Source organism: Streptomyces sp. AC558_RSS880, from assembly GCF_019049255.1.
Classification (GTDB): domain Bacteria; phylum Actinomycetota; class Actinomycetes; order Streptomycetales; family Streptomycetaceae; genus Streptomyces.
Genome location: NZ_JAGMUJ010000022.1, coordinates 1 through 19272, shown reverse-complemented (window position 1 = coordinate 19272; position 19272 = coordinate 1). Strand labels below are relative to the sequence as shown.

At 72.3% G+C, this 19272-nt stretch carries 20 protein-coding genes and 1 tRNA gene; 9 read left to right on the top strand and 12 right to left on the bottom strand.

Annotated elements, in window-relative coordinates; translation table 11 throughout:
* Positions 1-3: 3 nt before the first annotated feature.
* Positions 4-1092 carry an ABC transporter ATP-binding protein gene (locus tag KUM38_RS08355; RefSeq protein ID WP_217128650.1) on the bottom strand — a complete coding sequence of 363 codons (1089 nt, stop codon included), beginning with the start codon at positions 1090-1092 and terminating at the stop codon, positions 4-6.
* A 209-nt stretch (positions 1093-1301) separates the two neighbouring features.
* Entirely contained in the window at positions 1302-2273 is a 972-nt protein-coding gene (locus KUM38_RS08350) for a YafY family protein (protein ID WP_217128649.1), read from the bottom strand.
* A gap of 91 nt (positions 2274-2364) precedes the next feature.
* On the opposite strand from KUM38_RS08350, the gene KUM38_RS08345 reads away from it, so the two are divergent.
* Both KUM38_RS08345 and KUM38_RS08340 read left to right on the top strand, forming a co-directional pair.
* A complete protein-coding gene (locus KUM38_RS08345; RefSeq protein WP_217128648.1) occupies positions 2365-2775 on the top strand; it encodes a DUF3224 domain-containing protein in 411 nt (136 codons plus the stop codon).
* A gap of 86 nt (positions 2776-2861) precedes the next feature.
* Positions 2862-2935: transfer RNA gene (locus KUM38_RS08340), tRNA-Thr, on the top strand.
* Between the two features lie 40 nt (positions 2936-2975).
* Here KUM38_RS08340 and KUM38_RS08335 read toward each other — a convergent pair.
* Genes KUM38_RS08335 through KUM38_RS08325 form a run of 3 tightly spaced genes read right to left on the bottom strand, consistent with a single transcriptional unit; the run spans position 2976 to position 6077 of the window.
* Positions 2976-3863 (bottom strand): aminoglycoside phosphotransferase family protein, encoded by an 888-nt coding sequence (locus tag KUM38_RS08335; RefSeq protein ID WP_217128647.1) that lies wholly within the window; start codon positions 3861-3863, stop codon positions 2976-2978.
* A 23-nt stretch (positions 3864-3886) separates the two neighbouring features.
* Positions 3887-4861 (bottom strand): zinc-binding dehydrogenase, encoded by a 975-nt coding sequence (locus KUM38_RS08330; protein WP_217128646.1) that lies wholly within the window; start codon positions 4859-4861, stop codon positions 3887-3889.
* 55 nt (positions 4862-4916) lie between these two features.
* Complete coding sequence (locus KUM38_RS08325; protein WP_217128645.1) at positions 4917-6077, bottom strand: NAD(P)-binding protein; 1161 nt, start codon at positions 6075-6077, stop codon at positions 4917-4919.
* A gap of 132 nt (positions 6078-6209) precedes the next feature.
* Here KUM38_RS08325 and KUM38_RS08320 point away from each other — a divergent pair, with 132 nt between their 5' ends.
* On the top strand, positions 6210-6887 hold the full coding sequence (locus KUM38_RS08320; protein WP_217128644.1) for a pentapeptide repeat-containing protein: 678 nt from the start codon (positions 6210-6212) through the stop codon (positions 6885-6887).
* Positions 6888-6897: 10 nt separating this feature from the next.
* Here the strand turns inward: KUM38_RS08320 and KUM38_RS08315 are convergent, their stop codons facing one another.
* Positions 6898-7398, bottom strand: a complete 501-nt coding sequence (locus KUM38_RS08315) for a hypothetical protein (protein ID WP_217128643.1) — start codon at positions 7396-7398, stop codon at positions 6898-6900.
* 50 nt (positions 7399-7448) lie between these two features.
* Between KUM38_RS08315 and KUM38_RS08310 the strand changes: the two genes are divergently transcribed.
* Positions 7449-8852 (top strand): M1 family metallopeptidase, encoded by a 1404-nt coding sequence (locus tag KUM38_RS08310; RefSeq protein WP_217128642.1) that lies wholly within the window; start codon positions 7449-7451, stop codon positions 8850-8852.
* 69 nt (positions 8853-8921) lie between these two features.
* Here the strand turns inward: KUM38_RS08310 and KUM38_RS08305 are convergent, their stop codons facing one another.
* Complete coding sequence (locus KUM38_RS08305) at positions 8922-9497, bottom strand: TerD family protein (RefSeq protein WP_217128641.1); 576 nt, start codon at positions 9495-9497, stop codon at positions 8922-8924.
* Between the two features lie 152 nt (positions 9498-9649).
* On the opposite strand from KUM38_RS08305, the gene arfB reads away from it, so the two are divergent.
* Positions 9650-10087 carry an alternative ribosome rescue aminoacyl-tRNA hydrolase ArfB gene (arfB, locus tag KUM38_RS08300; RefSeq protein WP_073934378.1) on the top strand — a complete coding sequence of 146 codons (438 nt, stop codon included), beginning with the start codon at positions 9650-9652 and terminating at the stop codon, positions 10085-10087.
* A gap of 163 nt (positions 10088-10250) precedes the next feature.
* On the opposite strand, the gene KUM38_RS08295 is transcribed toward arfB, so the two are convergent.
* Entirely contained in the window at positions 10251-10724 is a 474-nt protein-coding gene (locus KUM38_RS08295; RefSeq protein WP_217128640.1) for an N-acetyltransferase, read from the bottom strand.
* Positions 10725-10788: 64 nt separating this feature from the next.
* Positions 10789-11370 carry a flavin reductase family protein gene (locus KUM38_RS08290; RefSeq protein ID WP_217128639.1) on the bottom strand — a complete coding sequence of 194 codons (582 nt, stop codon included), beginning with the start codon at positions 11368-11370 and terminating at the stop codon, positions 10789-10791.
* A gap of 316 nt (positions 11371-11686) precedes the next feature.
* On the opposite strand from KUM38_RS08290, the gene cdgB reads away from it, so the two are divergent.
* Positions 11687-13384 carry a diguanylate cyclase CdgB gene (cdgB, locus tag KUM38_RS08285; protein WP_217128638.1) on the top strand — a complete coding sequence of 566 codons (1698 nt, stop codon included), beginning with the start codon at positions 11687-11689 and terminating at the stop codon, positions 13382-13384.
* Positions 13385-13501: 117 nt separating this feature from the next.
* A complete protein-coding gene (locus KUM38_RS08280) occupies positions 13502-14440 on the top strand; it encodes a carbohydrate-binding protein (RefSeq protein WP_217128637.1) in 939 nt (312 codons plus the stop codon).
* Between the two features lie 16 nt (positions 14441-14456).
* Here KUM38_RS08280 and KUM38_RS08275 read toward each other — a convergent pair whose 3' ends face one another.
* From KUM38_RS08275 to KUM38_RS08265, 3 genes are all read right to left on the bottom strand, one after another.
* Entirely contained in the window at positions 14457-15386 is a 930-nt protein-coding gene (locus KUM38_RS08275) for a 1-phosphofructokinase family hexose kinase (protein WP_217128636.1), read from the bottom strand.
* A gap of 121 nt (positions 15387-15507) precedes the next feature.
* The gene (nagA, locus tag KUM38_RS08270) at positions 15508-16653 is read right to left on the bottom strand and encodes an N-acetylglucosamine-6-phosphate deacetylase (RefSeq protein WP_217128635.1); all 1146 of its coding nucleotides are present in this window, start codon (positions 16651-16653) and stop codon (positions 15508-15510) included.
* A complete protein-coding gene (locus KUM38_RS08265) occupies positions 16653-17606 on the bottom strand; it encodes an ROK family protein (RefSeq protein ID WP_217128634.1) in 954 nt (317 codons plus the stop codon). The genes nagA and KUM38_RS08265 overlap by 1 nt, the downstream gene beginning before the upstream one ends.
* Before the next feature lie 156 nt (positions 17607-17762).
* Here KUM38_RS08265 and KUM38_RS08260 point away from each other — a divergent pair, with 156 nt between their 5' ends.
* Entirely contained in the window at positions 17763-18992 is a 1230-nt protein-coding gene (locus KUM38_RS08260; RefSeq protein ID WP_374227047.1) for an extracellular solute-binding protein, read from the top strand.
* A gap of 10 nt (positions 18993-19002) precedes the next feature.
* A complete protein-coding gene (locus KUM38_RS08255; RefSeq protein WP_217128632.1) occupies positions 19003-19260 on the top strand; it encodes a DUF3263 domain-containing protein in 258 nt (85 codons plus the stop codon).
* Positions 19261-19272: the final 12 nt, after the last annotated feature.

The following is a 19272-nucleotide window of genomic DNA, read 5'->3' as shown; positions in this document are numbered from 1 at the left end:
GCGTCAGTCGGACAGGCGCGCACCGGTCGACGTCGAGAACACGTGGGTCTCGCCCGCACGCGGAACGACGTGCAGCTGGCTGCCCTTCTCCGGGACCTCACGGCCGCCGACGCGGACGACGATGTCCTTGGACTCGCCGCCGACCTGCGCGGTGCCGTACACGAACGCGTCGGAGCCCAGCTCCTCGACGACGTTCACGGTGACCGCGAGACCCTTGTCGGAGTCGGCGCCGGCCACGTCGAAGTGCTCGGGGCGGATGCCGACGGTGACGGTCTTGTCGCTGGTCGCGGAGAGCGCGTCACGCTGCACCGGCACCACCGAGTTGCCGAACTTCACACCGCCGTCGGCGATCGGGACCTCGACCAGGTTCATCGCCGGGGAGCCGATGAAGCCGGCGACGAACAGGTTCGCGGGCTTGTCGTACATCTTGCGCGGGGAGTCGACCTGCTGGAGCAGACCGTCCTTGAGGACCGCGACGCGGTCACCCATGGTGAGGGCCTCGACCTGGTCGTGGGTGACGTAGACGGTGGTGATGCCCAGGCGGCGCTGCAGCGACGCGATCTGCGTACGGGTGGACACACGGAGCTTGGCGTCCAGGTTGGACAGCGGCTCGTCCATGAGGAACACCTGCGGCTCACGCACGATGGCGCGGCCCATCGCGACACGCTGGCGCTGACCACCGGAGAGCGCCTTCGGCTTGCGGTCGAGGTACTCGGTGAGGTCGAGGATCTTCGCGGCCTCCTCGACCTTCTGCCGGATCTCCGCCTTGTTGACGCCGGCGATCTTGAGCGCGAAGCCCATGTTGTCGGCGACCGACATGTGCGGGTAGAGCGCGTAGTTCTGGAACACCATGGCGATGTCCCGGTCCTTCGGCGGCAGGTGCGTGACGTCGCGGTCACCGATGCGGATGGCGCCGCCGTTGACGTCCTCGAGCCCCGCGAGCATGCGGAGCGAGGTGGACTTGCCGCAACCGGACGGACCGACCAGGACGAGGAACTCGCCGTCCGCGATCTCGATGTCGAGGGCGTCGACGGCGGGCTTGGTGGAGCCGGGGTAGACCCGGGTCGCCTTGTCGAACGTGACAGTGGCCATGGTGAATGGTCCCCTTCTACCGGCAGGAACGTGCCGGACGATCCGAGTAGGAAGGTGATGCCACGACGGGTGTTCCGTTGTGGTGTGGTCCACACGAGTGAACTGGCACAGGACGGTACCCGGCGTTCACCTGGTTGTCAGTAGTTCCAGGGCTGTGAATTTCGCGGAAACTTTCGACCACGGGGGTGACTGTTACGTTTCGTACGTGATCACCGCTCGCTCGCGTAGCGGTCCGCCAGCACCCCCACCGCCGTCGCGACCGCCTCCCGCAGCCCCGCCGGGCCGAGCACCTCCGCCTCGACGCCGAGCCGCAGCAGGTCGCCGGTCGCGACCGCCTCCGACTCGACGGCCAGCTCCACCTCCACCCAGCCCCGCCCGTCCGCCGGCCCCGCGTCCGCGAGCGCCCGCGCCCCCGCCGCCCCGAACTGCATCGGCAGCAGCTTCTGCCCGCGCGGGGAGAGCCGCACCCGGGCCGTGCCCTGCCGCATCGCCGCCTCCATCCGCCGGGACGACTTCGTCCAGTACGCGGCCAGGTCGAAGCCCGCGGGCCGGGTGAACCCCTCGCCCGTCTCCGCCACCGCCTGGAACCGCGACACCCGGTAGGTGCGCACCGCGTCGTCCGCCAGCGCCACCAGATACCAGATGCCGCCCTTCAGCACGAGCCCCAGCGGACGCACCTCCCGGTGCACCTCGCCGCGCCAGCGCCGGTAGTGGGTCCGGAGCACCCTGCGCTCCCACACGGCCCGCGCGATCGGCTCCAGGTACGGCACGGGGTCGGCGTCCCGGAACCAGGCCGGCGCGTCCAGATGGAACCGCTCGCGCACCCGCCGCGCCTGGTCCGCCAGTTCGCCCGGCAGGGAGGCCTCCATCTTCAGCTGGGCGCTCGCCAGTACGGCACCCAGCCCCAGGTCCCTGGCCGGTCCCGGCAGTCCCGCGAGGACCAGCGAACCGGCCTCCGCGTCCGTCAGCCCGGTGAGCCGCGTGCGGTAGCCCTCCATCAGGCGGTAGCCGCCCTCCGGCCCGCGTGCGGCACGCACCGGCACCCCGGAGGCGCCGAGCGCCTCGATGTCCCGGTACACGGTGCGCACCGACACCTCCAGCTCGGCCGCCAGCTCGGGGGCGGTCATCCGGCCGCGGTTCTGCAGCAGCAGGAGCAGGGAGAGGAGCCGGTCGGCGCGCATGGGAGCCATTGTCCCGCCGTACCTGACAGAGGATGTCAGGTAGGGCCGGAAGGGTGGGGTCACACCGTCGTCCACCCGGAAGGGAACGCCCATGCCCACCACCGAGATCACCGGCCACTTCACCTTCGCCGGCTGGAAGGAGAGCCCCGTCACCGAGGAGGGCGACCTCCCCCGCCTCGCGCACGCCACGGTCACCAACGCCTTCTCGGGCGGCATCGAGGCCGAGGCCACGACCTGCGACTACGCGATCACCTACCTGACCGGCGGAACGGGCACCTTCACGGGCATGGAGCTCGTCGGCGGCCGGGTCGACGGCCGGGCCGGCACCTTCGTCCTGGAGGAGCGCGGCCGCTTCGAGCCCGACGGCACCGTCCACTGCACCTTCGAGGTCGTCGAGGGCTCGGGTACCGAGGAGTTGACGGGGCTGCGCGGCACGGGCGGGTTCACCTACCGGCACGGGGAGACGGAGGTGGCGTACACCTTCGAGTACGACTTGGGGTGAACGGGCGGGACCTCGTCCCACACGTGCGTGGCCCGGCGAAACCGGCTCTGTGTACAGTGGACCAGCCTTCGCGCGCGCCGCGCGGCGCCTCCTTAGCTCAGCTGGCCAGAGCAACGCACTTGTAATGCGTAGGTCGTCGGTTCGAATCCGACAGGGGGCTCGGTGAAACCCCAGGTCAGACCCTTCTGACCTGGGGTTTTTCATGCCGTACGACCGCGCAGCCGGCGCGCGATCTCCAGGTCCGCCTCGTCCAGCGGGCGGCCGTCCTCGGTCTCCCACAGGCAGTTCTGCAGGAGCCGTCCGTACGTCCACGCGCGCGCCCGCGCGCGGTCCAGGCCGAGGACGTCGGTCATGGCGTCGAAGCGCCAGTGGATGTCGTCGGCGTCGAAGTTGTTGGCCAGGGCGGGCCAGAGGTCGAAGCCGGGGTCGCCGGCCAGGGGTTTGGGGTCGATGGCGAGCCAGGGGGCGCGGTCGGCGGCGAGGACGTTCTCGTCGTGCAGGTCCCAGTGGAGCAGGCGGTCGCCGGGTTCGTCGGCGACCTCGCGTACGGCGGCGGCGCAGTCGGCGACGAGGCGGCGGGCGGACGGGTCCGGGATGTGTTCCAGGGCCCGGGGGGTCCGCTCCAGCATGGACCGGGTGATGTCGCGGAGGTGGCGCATGCCCTCGGGTGCCGGGGTGGTGTGGAGGTGGGCGAGGAGGCGGGCGATCACCAGGACGCCCTCGTGCACGTCGGGCTGGTGGGCGAGCATGCGGGAGGCGTCGAGGCGTTCCAGGAGCATGGTGCCGGTGGGTGCGTCGTGGTCGAGCAGGCGGACCGCCCCGTCGCCGTTCCACAGGCGCAGGGCGACGGCCTCGCCCTCGGTCTCGTGGTCGCGGATCTGGAGCTTCAGCACCGCCGGTGTGTCGTCCGCGCGGTCGACGGGGAGGACCAGGGCGCTGACGCCGTGCATGGGCGCGCCGGTGACGCGCAGCTTCCAGCGGTCCAGGAAGGTGGCGGCCAGGTCCGGCAGGGCGGCGATGAAGGCGCGACCGGCCTCCTTGTTGAACTTCTCCTGGGCGGCGGCGAGTTCTGCGGGGACGTCGATCATCTTTCGCACAGTAGTGGCGCCGGCTATGGCTCCAGGACGACTTTTCCGGTCGTGGCCCTGTTCTCCAGGGCCCGGTGGGCGGCGGCGGCCTCGGCGAGCGGGAAGCGGTGGACGGCGGGGGTGAGTCTGCCCTCGGCGGCCTCGGTGAGGGCGCGCAGTTCGAGGGTGCGGACGGGGTTGGGGCCGCCTGCCCTGCGCATCATCTCGGGGCCGAGGACGTTGGTCGAGAGGCCCTCGACGAGGTACGGGCTGTCGCTGCTGATGCCCTGGGAGGACCAGCCGAACACGATGTGGCGGCCGTCGGGGGCGAGCAGGGCGACCGCCGCGCGGGCGACGTCCCCGCCCACGCCGTCGTAGACGAGGGTGACCTTGCCCCGGTGGGCGTCGAGCCGTTCGGGCCAGTCGGGGTCCGTGTAGTCGACGGCGAGGTCGGCGCCGTCGGCTGTCACCCGGGCGGTCTTCGCGGGGCCGCCGGCCAGGCCGATGACGGTGGCGCCGGCGTTCTTGGCGTACTGCACGAGGAGTGTGCCGATGCCGCCCGCCGCGGCCGGGACGAGGACCACGTCGCCGGGGCCCGGTTCGGCGAACTGCACGATCCCCATCACCGTACGGCCCGTGCCGATCATGGCGACGGCCTCGGCGAAGTCGAGGCGCTGTGGCACCTCGTGGAGCCGGTCGGCGTCGGTGACGGCCAGTTCCGCGTAGCCGCCGGGGGCGAAGCCGAGGTGGGCGACGACGCGGCGGCCGAGCAGGTCCTCGGGGGTGCCTTCGCCGAGTGCGTCGACCACTCCGGCGATCTCGCGGCCGGGGACGGTCGGCAGGGTGGCCGGGGCCGGGCCGGGGCCCCGCAGGCCCTCCCGCAGGGCCGTGTCGAGGAGGTGGACACCGGCCGCGCGGACGGCGATGCGGACCTGTCCCGGGCCCGGCCGCGGGTCCTCGACCTCTTCGTGGGTGAGGTTCTCGGCCGGGCCGAAGGCGTGCAGACGGATGGCGTGCATGTGGGATCTCCCCAGGGGTCGGGTCGTGCGCCGTTGCGGCTCCCACTCTTCGACCTCAAGCATGCTTGAGGTCAAGGGTGTTCCGGCCGAGGGCGAGGGAGACGGCCGTCAGGGCGCTGTTGAAGGAGACCTCGGAGAGCACGCCGGGGGCGGCGACCTGGTCACCGGCGAGGTAGACGCCGTCGCCGCGGTCGACGGCGGGGCGGTCGCGCCAGCTGGTGCCGGGCAGGTCGACGGCGCCGGTGCGGCCGTTCGCCACCGTGTCCCGCCGCCAGGTGACCCGCTGCCGCCAGCCCTGGAAGGCGAGGTCGAGCAGTTCCTCCGCGCGGGCGGTGCCGTCCGCCTTGGTCTCGTGCGGGCCGATGGGGATCTGGCCCTGGATCAGCTGCTCGCCGGCGGGGGCGAGGGTGCGGTCCTGGGCGGTGAACCGCTCCAGCCAGCCGGGCGCGTCGAGGTCGGACACGGCGAACGCGTCACCGCGCCGGGTGCGTACGGCGAGGTCGACCAGGACGGTGCGGCCGCTCGGCCAGGTCAGCGAGGGGTCGCCGAGGAGGCGGCGGGCGGAGTCGAGCGAGGTGGCGACGACGACCGGGGTGTCGGTGGGCAGGGTGTGGACGCGAGACAGGGTCTCCATCCGTACGCCCAGGTTCCACGCGTGGGCGGCCATCCGGTCGATGAGTCCGCCCCAGCCGCCGCGCGGGTAGTGGGCCTCCGGGGGCAGTTTGGTGGCGCGGCGCAGGCGTTCCTGCACGAACGCGGCGGACAGGGAGCCCGGGTCGTGGTGGAACAGGGCGACCGCGGCGTAGTGGGCGGCGGCCCGCGCGCCCTCCTCGCCGGCGATGTCGGTGGCCCAGGTGAGGAAGTCGGTGTCGACGGGGGCCTGGGCGATGCCGCGGCGCAGGAGTTTCAGCAGGGCGAAGGGCGGAGTGCGGCGCAGGGTGCCCCGGTGGCGGAGCCGCAGCCGGGCCGCCTCCAGGGGCGGGAGCGGGGCGAGCGGGCCGATGAGGCCGCGCTGTCGGAGCCAGGTCCAGTGCGGGCCGCCGTTGTAGAGGGCGTGTGGTCCCTCGTTCGTCCGGTAGGGGCCTTCGGCGGTGCGGGCCCGGCCGCCCAGGGTGTGGTGGGCTTCGTGGACGGTGACCTTGGCGCCCGCTTCGGCGGCGGTGATGGCCGCGGTGAGTCCGGCGAAGCCGCCGCCGATGACGGTGATGGGGTGCATGGCTGGGGGTCTCCCTCGGTCGGGTCGTCTTCCGGCTTTGCGTAGAGGACGGAGCGAGGGCGCGGGAATGTGACATGCGCCGGGTTCTGGCAGGTCGGACGGGTTGTCAGTGGTGGGGTGCAGCATGGGGGCATGGCGAGGAGAGCGGTGGGCGGTACGAGGGTGAAGGCGGCGTTCCGCCCCGAGCTGCGGTTGCCCGCGCTGGAGCGGTACGAGGGGGGTGGGCTGGAGCCGGACGGGGACTACGACGGGCTGGAGTTCCGGGAGGCGGACTTCGCCGGGCAGGACGGCGGCGGGGCGCGTTTCATGGACTGCGCGCTGACGGGGTGCGCGCTGGACGGGACGCGGTTGTCCCGGGCGCGGGTGCTGGACTCGGTGCTCGCCGGTGTCCGGGGTGTGGGCACCGACCTCGCGGGGGCGACCCTGCGCGACGTCGAGCTGACCGACGCGCGTCTCGGGGGGACGCAGTTGCACGGGGCGGCGCTGGAGCGGGTGCTGGTCCGGGGCGGGAAGATCGACTTCCTGAACCTGCGTTCGGCCCGGCTCCAGGACGTCGTCTTCGAGGGGTGCGTCCTGGTCGAGCCGGACTTCGGCGGTGCCCGGCTGGAGCGCGTGGAGTTCGTGGACTGCGCGCTGAAGGGCGTGGACCTCTCGGGGGCCACGCTGAAGGACGTGGACCTGCGGGGGGTCGCGTCGCTGGAGATCGCGAGGGGGGTGGACCGGCTGTCGGGGGCGGTGATCGGCACGGCCCAGTTGCTGGATCTGGCGCCGGTGCTGGCGGGGGAGCTGGGGATCAGGGTGGAGGACTGAGGGGAGGGGGTTACTGCACGCGGGGGAAGCGGGCCTGGAGGGTCCAGACGGCCGGGTTCTCGGCGAGGTCCTCGTGGAGGTCGGTCAGGTCGGCGAGGAGGTCGTGGAGGAAGTCGCGGGCCTCGCGGCGGAGTTCGGCGTGGGAGAAGGTCAGCGGGGGTTCGGCGGCCGGAAGCCACTCCGCCTCGATGTCCACCCAGCCGAAGCGGCGTTCGAAGAGCAGGCGGTCGGTGGACTCGGTGAAGTCCAGTTCCGCGTGCTGGGGGCGGGAGGCCCGGGAGCCGGCCGGGTCCCGGTCGACGAGTTCCACGATGTCGCACAGCGCCCACGCGAAGTCGAGCACCGGCACCCATCCCCAGGCCGTGGACAGCTCGCGGTCCGTCTCGGTGTCGGCGAGGTAGACGTCCCCGCAGAACAGGTCGTGCCGCAGGGCGTGGACGTCCGCGCGGCGGTAGTCGGTCTGCGGGGGGTCGGGGAAGCGGTTGGAGAGGGCGTAGCCGATGTCGAGCACGGGGGTGATGGTGTCACGCCGTGGCGCGTCGCTCCTCATAGGATCCCGGGGTGCGCTTCCACCGCCCCGGCTTCCGCAGTGTCGCCGCCGCCCTGCTCGTGGTGTCCGTGGCCGCCTGTGGGGGTGGGGCCGGGGGTTCCGCCGGCCGTCCCGGCGTGGGTGATCCCTACTTCCCGAAGGCCGGTAACGGTGGTTACGACGTCGGCCACTACGCCCTCGACCTCGCCTACGACCCCCGCTCGCACCGTCTCACCGGCACCGCGACGATCACCGCCCGGGCGGCGGAGGACCTCTCCGCGCTGAACCTCGACCTCGAGGGGCTCGACGTCGAGGAGGTCACCGTGGACGGTGTGGCCGCCCGCTGGAGCCGGGCGGGGCAGGAGCTGACCGTCCGCCCGCGCGAGGCGGTGGACGGCACCTTCCGGGTGACCGTCCGCTACGGCGGCGCCCCGGTGACCCTCACCGACCCGGACGGTTCCGAGGAGGGCTGGCTGCGCACCGCCGACGGGGCGCTGGCGCTGGGGGAGCCGGTGGGGTCGATGGTGTGGTTCCCGGGCAATCACCACCCCTCCGACAAGGCGACGTACGCCCTCGCGGTGACCGTGCCGGAGGAGTGGCGGGCGGTGTCCAACGGGGAGCCGGCCGGTGAGGAGCGGAAGGGGAGCCGTACGACGTACCGCTGGCGCACCGGCGAGCCGATGGCGAGCTATCTCGCGACGCTGGCCATCGGCAGGTACGAGGTCCGCCGCACGGCGACCGCCGACGGGCTGCCCGTGTACACGGCCGTCGATCCGGAGCAGGCGGGGGCGAGCCGTGCGGTCCTGGCACGGATCCCCGAGGTGCTGGCATGGGCGGAGCGGACCTTCGGTCCGTACCCCTTCTCCTCCGCGGGCGCGGTCGTCGAGCGTCCCGAGGACGCCGGGTACGCCCTGGAGACCCAGAACCGGCCGGTCTTCCCCGGGGCCCCCGACACCGGGCTGCTGGTCCACGAGATCGCCCACCAGTGGTACGGCAACTCGGTGACCCCGCGCACCTGGCGGGACATGTGGCTCAACGAGGGCTTCGCGACGTACGCGCAGTGGCTGTGGCAGGAGGACCACGGCGGCGACACCGCGCAGCAGACGTTCGACTCGCTGTACGCCGGCGGGTACTTCCCGGACGCGGGGACCAACGCGGCGCTGTGGTCCTTCCCGCCCGCGAGGCCGCCGGACGCGGCGCGCATCTCCGCCACTCCCGTGTACTGGCGCGGCGCGATGGTCCTGCACAAGGTCCGGCAGACGGTCGGCGACGACGCCTTCCGCGCCCTGCTCCGGGGCTGGGCGCGGGAGCACCGCCACGGCAACGCGGACACCGGCGACTTCACGTCGTACGTGGAGGAGTCGGCTCCCGGTGAGGACTTCGCCGGGATCTGGGAGGACTGGCTGTACGGCGAGGGGCGGCCGGAGCGGCCCTGAGCGCGTGCAGGAGCCCCCGGCCGGGCGGGACGCCGGGCCGGGGGCTCCGATGCGGAGGCGGGGTGTCCGTCAGACGTTCACGCCGAAGTCCTGGGCGATGCCCACGAGGCCCGAGGCGTAGCCCTGGCCGACCGCGCGGAACTTCCACTCCGCGCCGTTGCGGTACAGCTCGCCGAAGACCATGGCGGTCTCGGTGGCCGCGTCCTCCGACAGGTCGTAGCGGGCGATCTCGGCGCCGCCGGCCTGGTTGATGATGCGGATGTAGGCGTTGCGCACCTGGCCGAAGTTCTGCGAGCGGTTCTCGGCGTCGTAGATCGAGACCGGGAAGACGATCTTGTCGATGTCGGCCGGGAGCCCGGCGAGGTTGACGTTGATCGCCTCGTCGTCGCCGGCGCCCTCGCCGGTGCGGTTGTCACCGGTGTGGACGATGGTGCTGTCCGGGGTCTGCTTGTTGTTGAAGAACACGAAGTGGCCGTCCGAGTAGACCTTGCCCTGCGTGTTGACCGCGATCGCCGAGGCGTCGAGGTCGAAGTCCGTGCCGGTGGTGGTGCGGACGTCCCAGCCGAGGCCCACGGTGACGGCGGTCAGGCCCGGAGCCTCCTTGGTGAGCGAGACGTTGCCACCCTTGGACAGGCTTACAGCCATTGTTGGGAGTCCCTTCCCTCGTTTGCGTACGGCTAGAAGCTACAGCTATCACCTTGAACGCGGAGAGGGGTGCAAGAGGTTCCGGGTCTCTTTACTTTCTTTACCCGTGATCCGGGATATTCGGGTGACGTGGCCCGGTCAGGCGCGGGAACCTGTACGGCATGTCCGGTCCCTATCTCATCCGCGGCTCCGTCTCCCTGCCCGAGGCCGAGCTCATGTGGCGTTTCTCGCGGTCGTCCGGGCCCGGTGGACAGCATGTGAACACCAGCGACTCCCAGGTCGAACTGCGTTTCGACCTCGCCCGTACCGAGGCGCTGCCCGAGGTGTGGAAGCAGCGGGCGCTGGAGCGGCTGGCCGGGCGGCTGACCGGCGGGGTGATCACCGTGCGCGCTTCGGAGCACCGTTCGCAGTGGCGCAACCGCGAGACGGCCGCGGTGCGGCTGGCGGCGCTGCTCGCGGAGGCGAGCGCGCCCCCGCCCAAGCCGCGCAGGCCGACCCGCATCCCGCGCGGCATCAACGAGCGGCGGTTGCGGGAGAAGAAGCAGCGCTCCGAGACGAAACGGGGGCGCTCCGCGCGGGACTGGGGGTGACCCCCGGCTCCCCCTGGGTGTGGCCCCGGCCCCGAGGTGTGGTCCCGGCCACTGGTAGTTCCTGCGGAGGTGTCGGACCGGAGGTCCGGGGGACACCGCGTGAGTGTCCCCGCGGGTCCGTCGTGGCTGGTCGCGCAGTTCCCCGCGCCCCTTTAGGGCGTGCTCAGTCCAGGTCCAGCACGCCCACCGTCTCGCCCTCGGCGATCTCCCCGGTCTTGCGGAAGCCCAGGCCCAGGTAGAAGCCCTCGGGGCCGTTGTCGCCGGGCTCCCAGGTGACGTAGAGCTCGCGCGCGCCCCGGCGGCGGAGTTCCTCGGCCACCGACTCCACGGCGAACCGCCCGTACCCCTTGCCCTGCTCCTGCGCCGCGATGTTCAGCCGCCACAGGCCGGAGCGGATGACGCTGCCGCCGTCCTCGTGCCAGTCGATGTCGAGGAAGGCCATCAGGAAGCCGACCGCGCGGTCGCCGTCCATGATCAGGCGGGGCCAGGCGGAAGCGGGATGCACGTAGGCCTCGGCGAGGGAGTCCACCACCGGCGAGACCGCGAATTCCTGGTCGGGGCGGACCCGTATGCCGAGGGCGGCCTTGAGGTTCTTCGGTGTGATCTCTTCGAGGCGAAGTGCTGTGGTCGTCGTCACCCGGGCACCCTAAGCAGGTAAATCCAGTGCCGTAAAAGGGATTTCGGTCACGACGACAAAGCGTTCAGCCCAACTGCCGGTAACGGCCCCGGAAATACGTCAGCGGGCCGCCCTCCGCGCTCGGTACCCGGGCGGTCAGGACGCGGCCGATCACCAGGGTGTGGTCCCCGGCCGGCACCCGCTGCTCGGTGCGGCACTCCAGGGTCGCCAGCGCGCCGCCCACCAGCGGGGCCCCGCTGTGCTCGCCGCGCAGGTACGGGATGTCCGCGAAGAGCAGGCGGTCGCTGACCCGGCCCTTCATCGCGAAGCGGCCCGCGACGTGCCGCTGGCTCTCGGAGAGCACGGACACCGCCCACAGGGGCTGCTCGTCGAGGAGTTCGTCCATGCGGGAGCCGTTGCGCAGGCTGACCAGCACCAGCGGCGGGTCCAGGGAGACCGACAGGAACGCGGTGGCCGTCATGCCGACGTCCTCGCCGGCCGGCGCCGCGGGGTCGTCGGGGTCCAGCGGCGGCTCCTGCGCGGTCACCAGGACCACGCCGGCGGCCAGCCGGGACAGGGCGGCTCGGAACTCGTCGTTGCTCACCCCCTCAGCATGCCGGGCGGCGGGCGGAACGGTGATCGTGGACGGGGCGGAAGTGTTCGGCACTCCGGAAACGCTAATCTCCGCTCCACAGGCACCGCATCGGACCCCGGCCCGAGCCGGGACCTAGGACCAACGCCCGAGACGGGCACAGTCCCTGCACAAGCACCACAAAAACTGCGTTCGTCAAACACGCGGGGAAACCGTGGAAAGTCCACGCAATTGTTCACGTTTAGCTGTGACTTGAGTCACAAGGGGCAAGAATTGTTGACCCTGTGTACCGAGTGAGCAGCGCGCTGTGATTCAGTGGCGGGGAAGCTGCTGGGACGATACGCCGAAGACAACCCTTGATTCGCTGCGAGGTCTCGGGGGGAGGGCGAGGATGGAGACCGAGTCGGAACCCTACGTCCGTCTTGCGTCGCTGCGACAACTCCACCAGGCCATGGCCGACATGAACACGGCCCGCAGCCTGGCGGACACCTTGCAGACGGTCGCCGACGGCGTCGTGGGCGCCCTCGGGTACGAGCTGGCGTGCGTCAACCTCGTACGCCCCGACGGTGACCTGGTCGTCGCCGCCCTGGCCGGGAACTCCGCCGCCGAGGCCCTCATCACCGGACGGGCCGGCTCCCGCGAGTCCTGGGACCGCCGCCTCAACATGGGCGAGCGCTGGGGCGACCTGGTCTTCATCCCGCACACCGAGGGCTGGGTCCTCGACGACGACGACGTCCCGCAGTGGTACACCGACGGGCCCGCGCCCCGCTTCGAGGACGAGTGGCACCCCTCCGACCGGCTCTTCGCCCCGATGTACGCCCCCGGCCCGCAGGGCGGCGGCACCTCCGGGGAACTGGTCGGCGTCCTCTCCGTGGACCGCCCGCGCAACGGCCGCCGGCCCGGCGCCTGGGGCCGCGAGGCCCTCCAGATGTACGCCTTCCAGGCCGCCATCGCGATCAGCAACGCGCGTCTACGTGCCAACATGCAGCGCGCCCTGGTCCGCCTGGAGCGCGACCAGCAGGCGCTGCGGGCCAGCGAGGAGAGCTTCCGGCAGGCCTTCGAGTACGCCCCCTCCGGCATGGCCATCGCCGAGATGGGCGGCGACCAGCACGGCCGCATCCTGCGCACCAACGACGCCCTGTGCCGCCTCCTTGGCCGCCCCGCCTCCGCGATGCGCCGCTACTCCTTCTCCGACCTCGTCCACCCCGAGGACATAGGCACCCTGCTGCGCACCTCCGCCGAGGGCGGCCGGGCCGAGCTGCGCCTGGGCCGCCGCGACGGCACCTTCGTCTGGGTCTCGCTGCGCAACTCCGTCGTCGCCGACGCCGCCGACGGCCCCCGCTTCCTCCTCACCCACGTGGAGGACATAGAGGAGCGCAAGCGCCGCGAGCTCCAGCTCGCCCACCGCGCCTCCCACGACTCGCTCACCGGGCTGCCCAACTCCGCCGAGCTGCGGTCCCGGTTGTCCGCCCGGCTGTGCCGGCAGCAGCCGCACAGCGCGCTGCCCGCCGCCGTCGACTCCATGGAACCCTTCGAGTCCTTCGACTCCCACGACGCCGCCTACGGCCCGCCGGTCTTCGACCGGGGGCACGACTTCGACTTCCCGCCGGGCACGGAGGGGCACGAGGGCTACGACGGCTACGACCACCACGTGCACACCGTCGCGCCCGCCGCGGAGTTCGACGACGGAGCCAAGGGGCTCGCGGTCCTCTTCTGCGACCTCGACGGCTTCAAGTCGATCAACGACCGGTTCGGGCACAACGCGGGTGACGCGGTGCTCATCGAGGTCGCCCGCCGGCTCAGCGGCGGCGTACGGGACGGCGACACCGTCGCCCGGCTCGGCGGCGACGAGTTCGTGATCCTCGCCGACGGCCTCGGCCGGGCCGACGCCCAGGACCTCGCCGTACGGCTGCGCAACGAGATCATCCAGCCCATCCGGGCCGAGGGGCGGGCCGTGCGGGTCGGGGCCAGCTTCGGCATCGGGTGGGCGCACTGCGGGATGACGGCGGACGAAGTGCTGAAGTCCGCCGACGAGCGGATGTACGTCGAGAAACGATCTCGTCCCAAACAACATCGGCGTGCGGGATGAACCGCAGGTCAGTGGTTTGATGCGGTCTGAGTCACCCGTTCGGGCCATGGGAAGCGGGTAGGCTCGTTTTCTCCACCCCTCGTACCGCACCCGATCCGCAGCTAGGAGCACCAAGGGATGACGGCCGGCAACAACGGCGCGAGCACGCCGGAGGACGACGACCCGTTCGGCTACCTCTACGCCGACGGGCAGGCCAACGGGGCCCAGCCGCCGTCCGGGGGCTACGGCTATCCGAACTCGGTCAACCGGGTGCGGCCGGTCGGGACCCGCCAGTACGGCCAGCAGGCCCCCGCTCCGCAGGCACCGCCGCAGCAGCAGGGCGTCTACGGCCAGCCGAACGCCCACTACGCCGCCCCGGAGACGCTGCCCGGCGGCGCCGGCACCACCCATGCGCACCAGTCGTCGCACGGCGGCGGGGGCGGCCGGGGCCGCGGCCCGAACACCAAGGGACTGCTCATCGGCGCGATCGCGGTGGTCGCCGCGGTCGTGATCGGCATCAGCGTGGCCATGATCGGCGGCGACGACGACGGGGACGAGGGCGGCGACCAGGCGGGCGCGACTCCGTCCCAGACCCAGGGCAGCTCCGAACCGAGCCCGTCGGCGAGCGGCGGTGAGGCGGAGGAAGAGGCCGAACTGCCGACCATCGACGCGAAGGCGCTCCGCCTGGGCGGGGGCGCGGTCACGGCCTCCGACGTCAAGGGCGCGAAGGCCGACGGCGGCGTCTACGTGACGGGCTTCAACAAGGTGGGCGCGAAGGTCACCTGGACCGTCGACGGCATGAAGGAAGGCACCTACCGGTTCTACGTGGGCTATGGCATCCCGGGTGAGGACGCCAACGCGACCGTGGTGGTCAACGGCAAGTCCGCGACCCGTCCCCTGAACATGAAGAACTTCGGCGGAACGCCCAAGGGGGACTGGGAGAAGGGCTGGCAGACCTCCTGGGCCAACGTGAACCTGACCAAAGGCACGAACACCATCGAGCTGGCCTGCAACGAGGGCAACCAGTGCAACGTCGTCTTCGACCAGTTCTGGCTGACGGAGGAACCACCGAGCTGACCGCACAGGGGATGCCTCAGGCCACGTCGGCCTCCCCCGCGACCGTCACCCGCCCGAGCGACTCCTCGTAAGCCCCCTGGTCGAACTCGCCGGCCACCCGGGACGTAACCGCCGCCGTGGACAACGCGACCGCCCGGGCGAGGCGGTCGGGCCAGGGACGGTGTTCGACCAGGGCGGACAGCAGGCCCGCGACGGCCGCGTCGCCGGCGCCGGTCGGGTTGCCGCGCAGTCGTCGCGGAGGGGCCGCGCGCCAGCGGCCCTCGGGGGTCACCGCGAGCAGGCCCTCCGGGCCCAGGGAGGCGACCACCGCGCCCGCGCCGCGCCGACGGGCCTCCTGGGTGGCGCGCAGCGGCTCATGGGAACCGGTGAGTCCGGCCAGCTCCTCGGCGTTCGGCTTGAGGATGTCGGGCCGTCCGGCGACCCCGCGGCGCAGCGCCGCACCGCTGGTGTCGAGGAGGGTCGGGACCCCGGCCGCGCGTGCCGTGCGGATCAGTCCCGCGTACGCGCCCACCGGGACGCCCGGGGGCAGGCTGCCGCACAGGGCCACCGCCGAGGCGCCGGCCAGCAGGTCCTCGTACACCCCCTGGAAGGCGGACCACTCGGCGTGGGTGATCACCGGGCCGGGCTCGTTGAGCTGGGTGGTGGTGCCGGAGCGCTCGTCGACGACCGCGACGGTGCGCCGGGTCGTGCCGGAGACCGGGACCAGCGCGTCCGTCAGGTGCGGGACCCCGGTGAGCCGCTCCCGCAGGATGCGGCCCGTCGTGCCGCCCGAGAAGCCGGTGACGGTCACCTCGTGACCGAGGGCGGCGAGCACCCGGGCCACGTTGACGCCCTTGCCGCCGGGGCGTTCCGTCACCTCGGAGACCCGGTGGGAGGTCCCCGGCCGCAGGGACGGTACGCGATAGGTGATGTCGAGAGCGGTGTTCAGCGTGACCGTGAGGATCACCGGGCCGACCTCCCCCTTTGTGCCTGCGCCTGCCGTGGAACCCGTGGTCACGATCATGCCAAACGGGTGGCGGCCGGCCCACCCCCCCGGACCGGCCGCCGTCCATCCGCTGCGGGACGGATCAGCCCAGTCGGGGATCGATCACCCATTCCCCCCGGCGCATGACGCCCTTGAGGGCGAAGTCCGCGTCCAGGACCACCAGGTCGGCGTCCTTGCCGGGCTCCAGGGAACCGATCCGGTCGTCCAGGCCGAGCAGCCGCGCCGGGTTGGCGGAGATCGCCCGCACGACGTCCTCGACGGGCAGCCCGTCCACCGTCACCGCCCGCTGGAAGGCGCGGTCCAGGGTGAGCGTGGACCCGGCGATCGAGCCGCCCTCCACCAGCCGGGCCACCCCGTCCGCGACCTCGACCTCCAGCGGGCCCAGCATGTAGCGGCCGTCGCCGAAGCCGGCCGCGTCCATCGCGTCGGTGACGAAGGCGACCCGGGCGGCGCCCGCGTGGTGGAAGGCCAGCCGGAGCGCGGCCGGATGCAGGTGGGTGCCGTCGTTGATCAGCTCGACGGTGACCCGCTCGTCCTCCAGCAGGGCGGCGATCGGGCCCGGGGCGCGGTGGCCGAGCGGCGGCATCGCGTTGAACAGGTGGGTGGCGACGGTCGCGCCCGCGTCGATGGCCCGGAGCGTCTGCTCGTACGTGGCGTCCGTGTGCCCGACCGCCGCGATCACCCCGTGCTCGGCGAGCAGCCGTACGGAGTCCAGACCGCCCGGCAGCTCGGTGGCCAGCGTCATCATCCTCGCCTGTCCGTGCGCCGCGTCGATCAGCTTGCGGACCTCGGCCGGGTCGGGGTCGCGCAGCAGCCCCTCGTCGTGCGCGCCCTTGCGGCACGGGGAGATGAACGGCCCCTCGAAGTGGATGCCGGCGATGTCGCCCTGCTGGGCCAGCTCGGCGAGCATCCCGGCCTGCCGGGCGAGGAAGTGCAGGTCACCGGTGACGGCGGAGGCGACCACCGTGGTGGTGCCGTGCAGCCGGTGGGTGTGCACGCCCTTGAGAACGTCCTCGGCGGTGCCGCCGGTGAAGGACGCCCCGCCGCCGCCGTGGTTGTGGAGGTCGACGAAGCCGGGGACCACCCAGTGGCCGCTCAGGTCGACCGTCTCGGCGTTCTCGGGTCCCGTGGAGGCGATCCGCGTGCCCTCGACGGTCACGCGGCCGTCGTCCACGGTCCCGGTGGGCAGGACCACCCGGGCACCGGCGAGAACCTTGGTGGGGGCCATCAGGTGGTTACCTCCGAGGGATACGAGGGGTCAGTGGTGTCGAGCAGATCCCGGGCGAGGAGCCCCGCGCCCAGGCATCCGGCGGTGTCCCCGAGGGCCGCGGGGACCAGGGACGGCAGCTTCTGGAAGGTGACCCGCCGCCGGACGGCCTCCCGCAGCGGTGTGAACAAGGTTTCCCCCGCCTCGGCGAGCCCGCCACCGACGATCAAAGTGCGGGGGTCCAGCAGGGTGAGCGCGGTGACCAGCCCGTCGGCGAGGGCGTCCACCGCCTCCTGCCACACCCGACGGGCCCGTGCGTCCCCGGACTCGACGGCCTTCGCGCAGTCCGCCGCGTCCGCGCCGGGGTCACCGCAGGCCGCGGCCCACGCCTCGCTCACCGCGGCGGCGGACGCGAACCGCTCCAGACAGCCGCGCTGACCGCACGGACAGGGGGTGCCCTGGGGCCGTACGACGATGTGGCCGATCTCGCCCGCGAAGCCGTGCGCACCCGCCTCCACCCGGCCGTCGACGCCGATGGCGCCCGCGATACCGGTGCCCAGCGCCACGAACAGGAAACGGTCGGCGCCCCGGCCCGCCCCGATGCGGCCCTCGGCGAGACCGCCGGTGCGCACGTCGTGGCCGAGGGCGACGGGGACGCCGCCGAGCCGTTCGGTGAGCAGTGCGCGCAGCGGGACGTCGCGCCAGCCGAGGTTGGCCGCGTAGACGGCGACGCCCTCCGCCTCGTCGACGATGCCGGGGACGGCGACGCCGGCGGCGGACGCGGCCTCGCCGTACCGCCGTACGCCGTGGGCGCGCAGGTCCGCCGCGAAGTCGAGGATGTCCGTGACGACCGCGTCCGGGCCGCGTTCGCGGCCGGTGGACCGGCGGGCCCGGTGCAGCAGCTCGCCGTCCGCCCCGATCAGGGCGGCCTTCATCCCGGTGCCGCCCACATCGAGGGCGATGACGTGTTTCACGGGGAACAGTGTGGACCGGCCACCCGCAAGAGGTCTAGTCCACTCACGTGGTGTAGACCTTATTCCGATTATCGAAAACCTTTCAAGACGGCGCGGAGCGCCGGGGTAGGGGCAAGGCAAGTGCAGCGGCGGGTCAGGACAAGGGTGATCGCGGTGGTGTCCGCACTGGGGCTGACGGGAGTCCTCGGCGGATGCGGGTTCGGCGGGTCCTCCGACGTGACCCTGAAACTGGTCGCCGCCGACTACGGCGACAGTGCGGCCAACAGCTCCAAGAAGTACTGGGCCGACCTGGTCGAGCGGTACGAGGCCGACCACCCCGACGTGAAGATCGACGTCAGCGTCTACTCCTGGAACGACGTCGACCGCGAGGTCAAGGAGATGGTCGACGCGGGCGACCCGCCGGACATGGCGCAGATCGGCGCGTACGCCGACTACGCGGCCGAGGGCAAGCTCTACAAGGCCGGTGACCTGCTCTCCATCCCCGTCCAGGCGGACTTCCTCGCCCAGCTGAGCACCGCGGGCGAGGTCAACAGCGTGCAGTACGGCCTGCCGTTCGCCTCCTCCACGCGCGTGCTGTTCTACAACAAGAAGCTGTTCGCCGAGGCCGGCGTCACCCCGCCGCAGACCTGGGACGAACTCGCCGCGGCCGCCGAGGCGCTCAAGGCGGAGGGCGTGAAGTACCCGTACGCGCTGCCGCTCGGCCCGGAGGAGGCGCAGGCCGAGACCATGCAGTGGCTGCTCAGCGGCGACGGCGGCTACACCGACATCACGGGCACGTACAGCATCGACTCCGCGCAGAACGTCGAGACCTTCGCCTGGCTGAAGGACGAGCTGGTCGGCAAGGGCCTGACCGGTCCCGTCGCGCCCGGCAAGCTCGACCGGGCCGACGCGTTCGCGGCGTTCGCCGCCGGGGACGTCGGCATGCTCAACGGGCACCCCTCGCTGATGGAGACGGCGAAGGCGAAGGGCGTGGAGTTCGGCATGGTGCCGACGCCGGGCATCGACGGCGAGAGCCAGGTCACGCTCGGTGTCGCCGACTGGATGATGGCCTTCAAGGAGAACGGCCACCGCGACCAGGTCGGCGAGTTCCTCGACTTCGTCTACAGCGAGGAGAACGTGCTCGACTTCTCCCGCGAGTACAACCTGCTGCCGGTCACCACCTCCGCGTCCCGGGCGATGGCCTCCTCCGACCAGGACAAGGACCTCAAGCCCTTCCTCGACCAGCTGGCGACCTCGGAGCTCTACCCGGTCGGCAACACCTCCTGGGCGACGGTCAACGCGGCGATCAAGAAGCAGATCGGCAAGGCGGTCGGCCCGGGCGGCAGCCCCGCCGGCGTCCTCGGCGGACTCCAGGCGACGGCGACGCGCGCGGAGACCGCGGAGTAACCTGCGGGGCATGGACACGGGGGACGAGGAGCACGAGGCCGGCGCACGACTGGCCCGCCGCGAACAGGACATCCTCGCGCTGGAACGCCGGGGCTTCTCGGGCCCCGGCGTCAAGGAACGCGCGATCCGCGAGGAGCTGGGCCTGGCTCCCGTCCGCTACTACCAGCTCCTGAACGCGCTCCTGGACGACCCCCGGGCCCTCGCCCACGACCCGGTGACGGTCAACCGCCTCCGCCGCGTACGGGAAACCCGCCGCACAGAGCGTTGATCGCCCCCGCCG

Bases quoted from the DNA above. Each gene is read 5' to 3' on its own strand.
- KUM38_RS08355 (WP_217128650.1), bottom strand. From the start codon at position 1,092: ATGGCCACTGTCACGTTCGACAAGGCGACCCGGGTCTACCCCGGCTCC.
- KUM38_RS08255 (WP_217128632.1), top strand. From the start codon at position 19,003: ATGGACACGGGGGACGAGGAGCACGAGGCCGGCGCACGACTGGCCCGC.
- KUM38_RS08325 (WP_217128645.1), bottom strand. From the start codon at position 6,077: ATGCACCCCATCACCGTCATCGGCGGCGGCTTCGCCGGACTCACCGCG.
- KUM38_RS08330 (WP_217128646.1), bottom strand. From the start codon at position 4,861: ATGCACGCCATCCGTCTGCACGCCTTCGGCCCGGCCGAGAACCTCACC.
- KUM38_RS08345 (WP_217128648.1), top strand. From the start codon at position 2,365: ATGCCCACCACCGAGATCACCGGCCACTTCACCTTCGCCGGCTGGAAG.
- KUM38_RS08320 (WP_217128644.1), top strand. From the start codon at position 6,210: ATGGCGAGGAGAGCGGTGGGCGGTACGAGGGTGAAGGCGGCGTTCCGC.
- KUM38_RS08335 (WP_217128647.1), bottom strand. From the start codon at position 3,863: ATGATCGACGTCCCCGCAGAACTCGCCGCCGCCCAGGAGAAGTTCAAC.
- KUM38_RS08280 (WP_217128637.1), top strand. From the start codon at position 13,502: ATGACGGCCGGCAACAACGGCGCGAGCACGCCGGAGGACGACGACCCG.
- KUM38_RS08350 (WP_217128649.1), bottom strand. From the start codon at position 2,273: ATGCGCGCCGACCGGCTCCTCTCCCTGCTCCTGCTGCTGCAGAACCGC.
- nagA (WP_217128635.1), bottom strand. From the start codon at position 16,653: ATGGCCCCCACCAAGGTTCTCGCCGGTGCCCGGGTGGTCCTGCCCACC.
- cdgB (WP_217128638.1), top strand. From the start codon at position 11,687: ATGGAGACCGAGTCGGAACCCTACGTCCGTCTTGCGTCGCTGCGACAA.
- KUM38_RS08305 (WP_217128641.1), bottom strand. From the start codon at position 9,497: ATGGCTGTAAGCCTGTCCAAGGGTGGCAACGTCTCGCTCACCAAGGAG.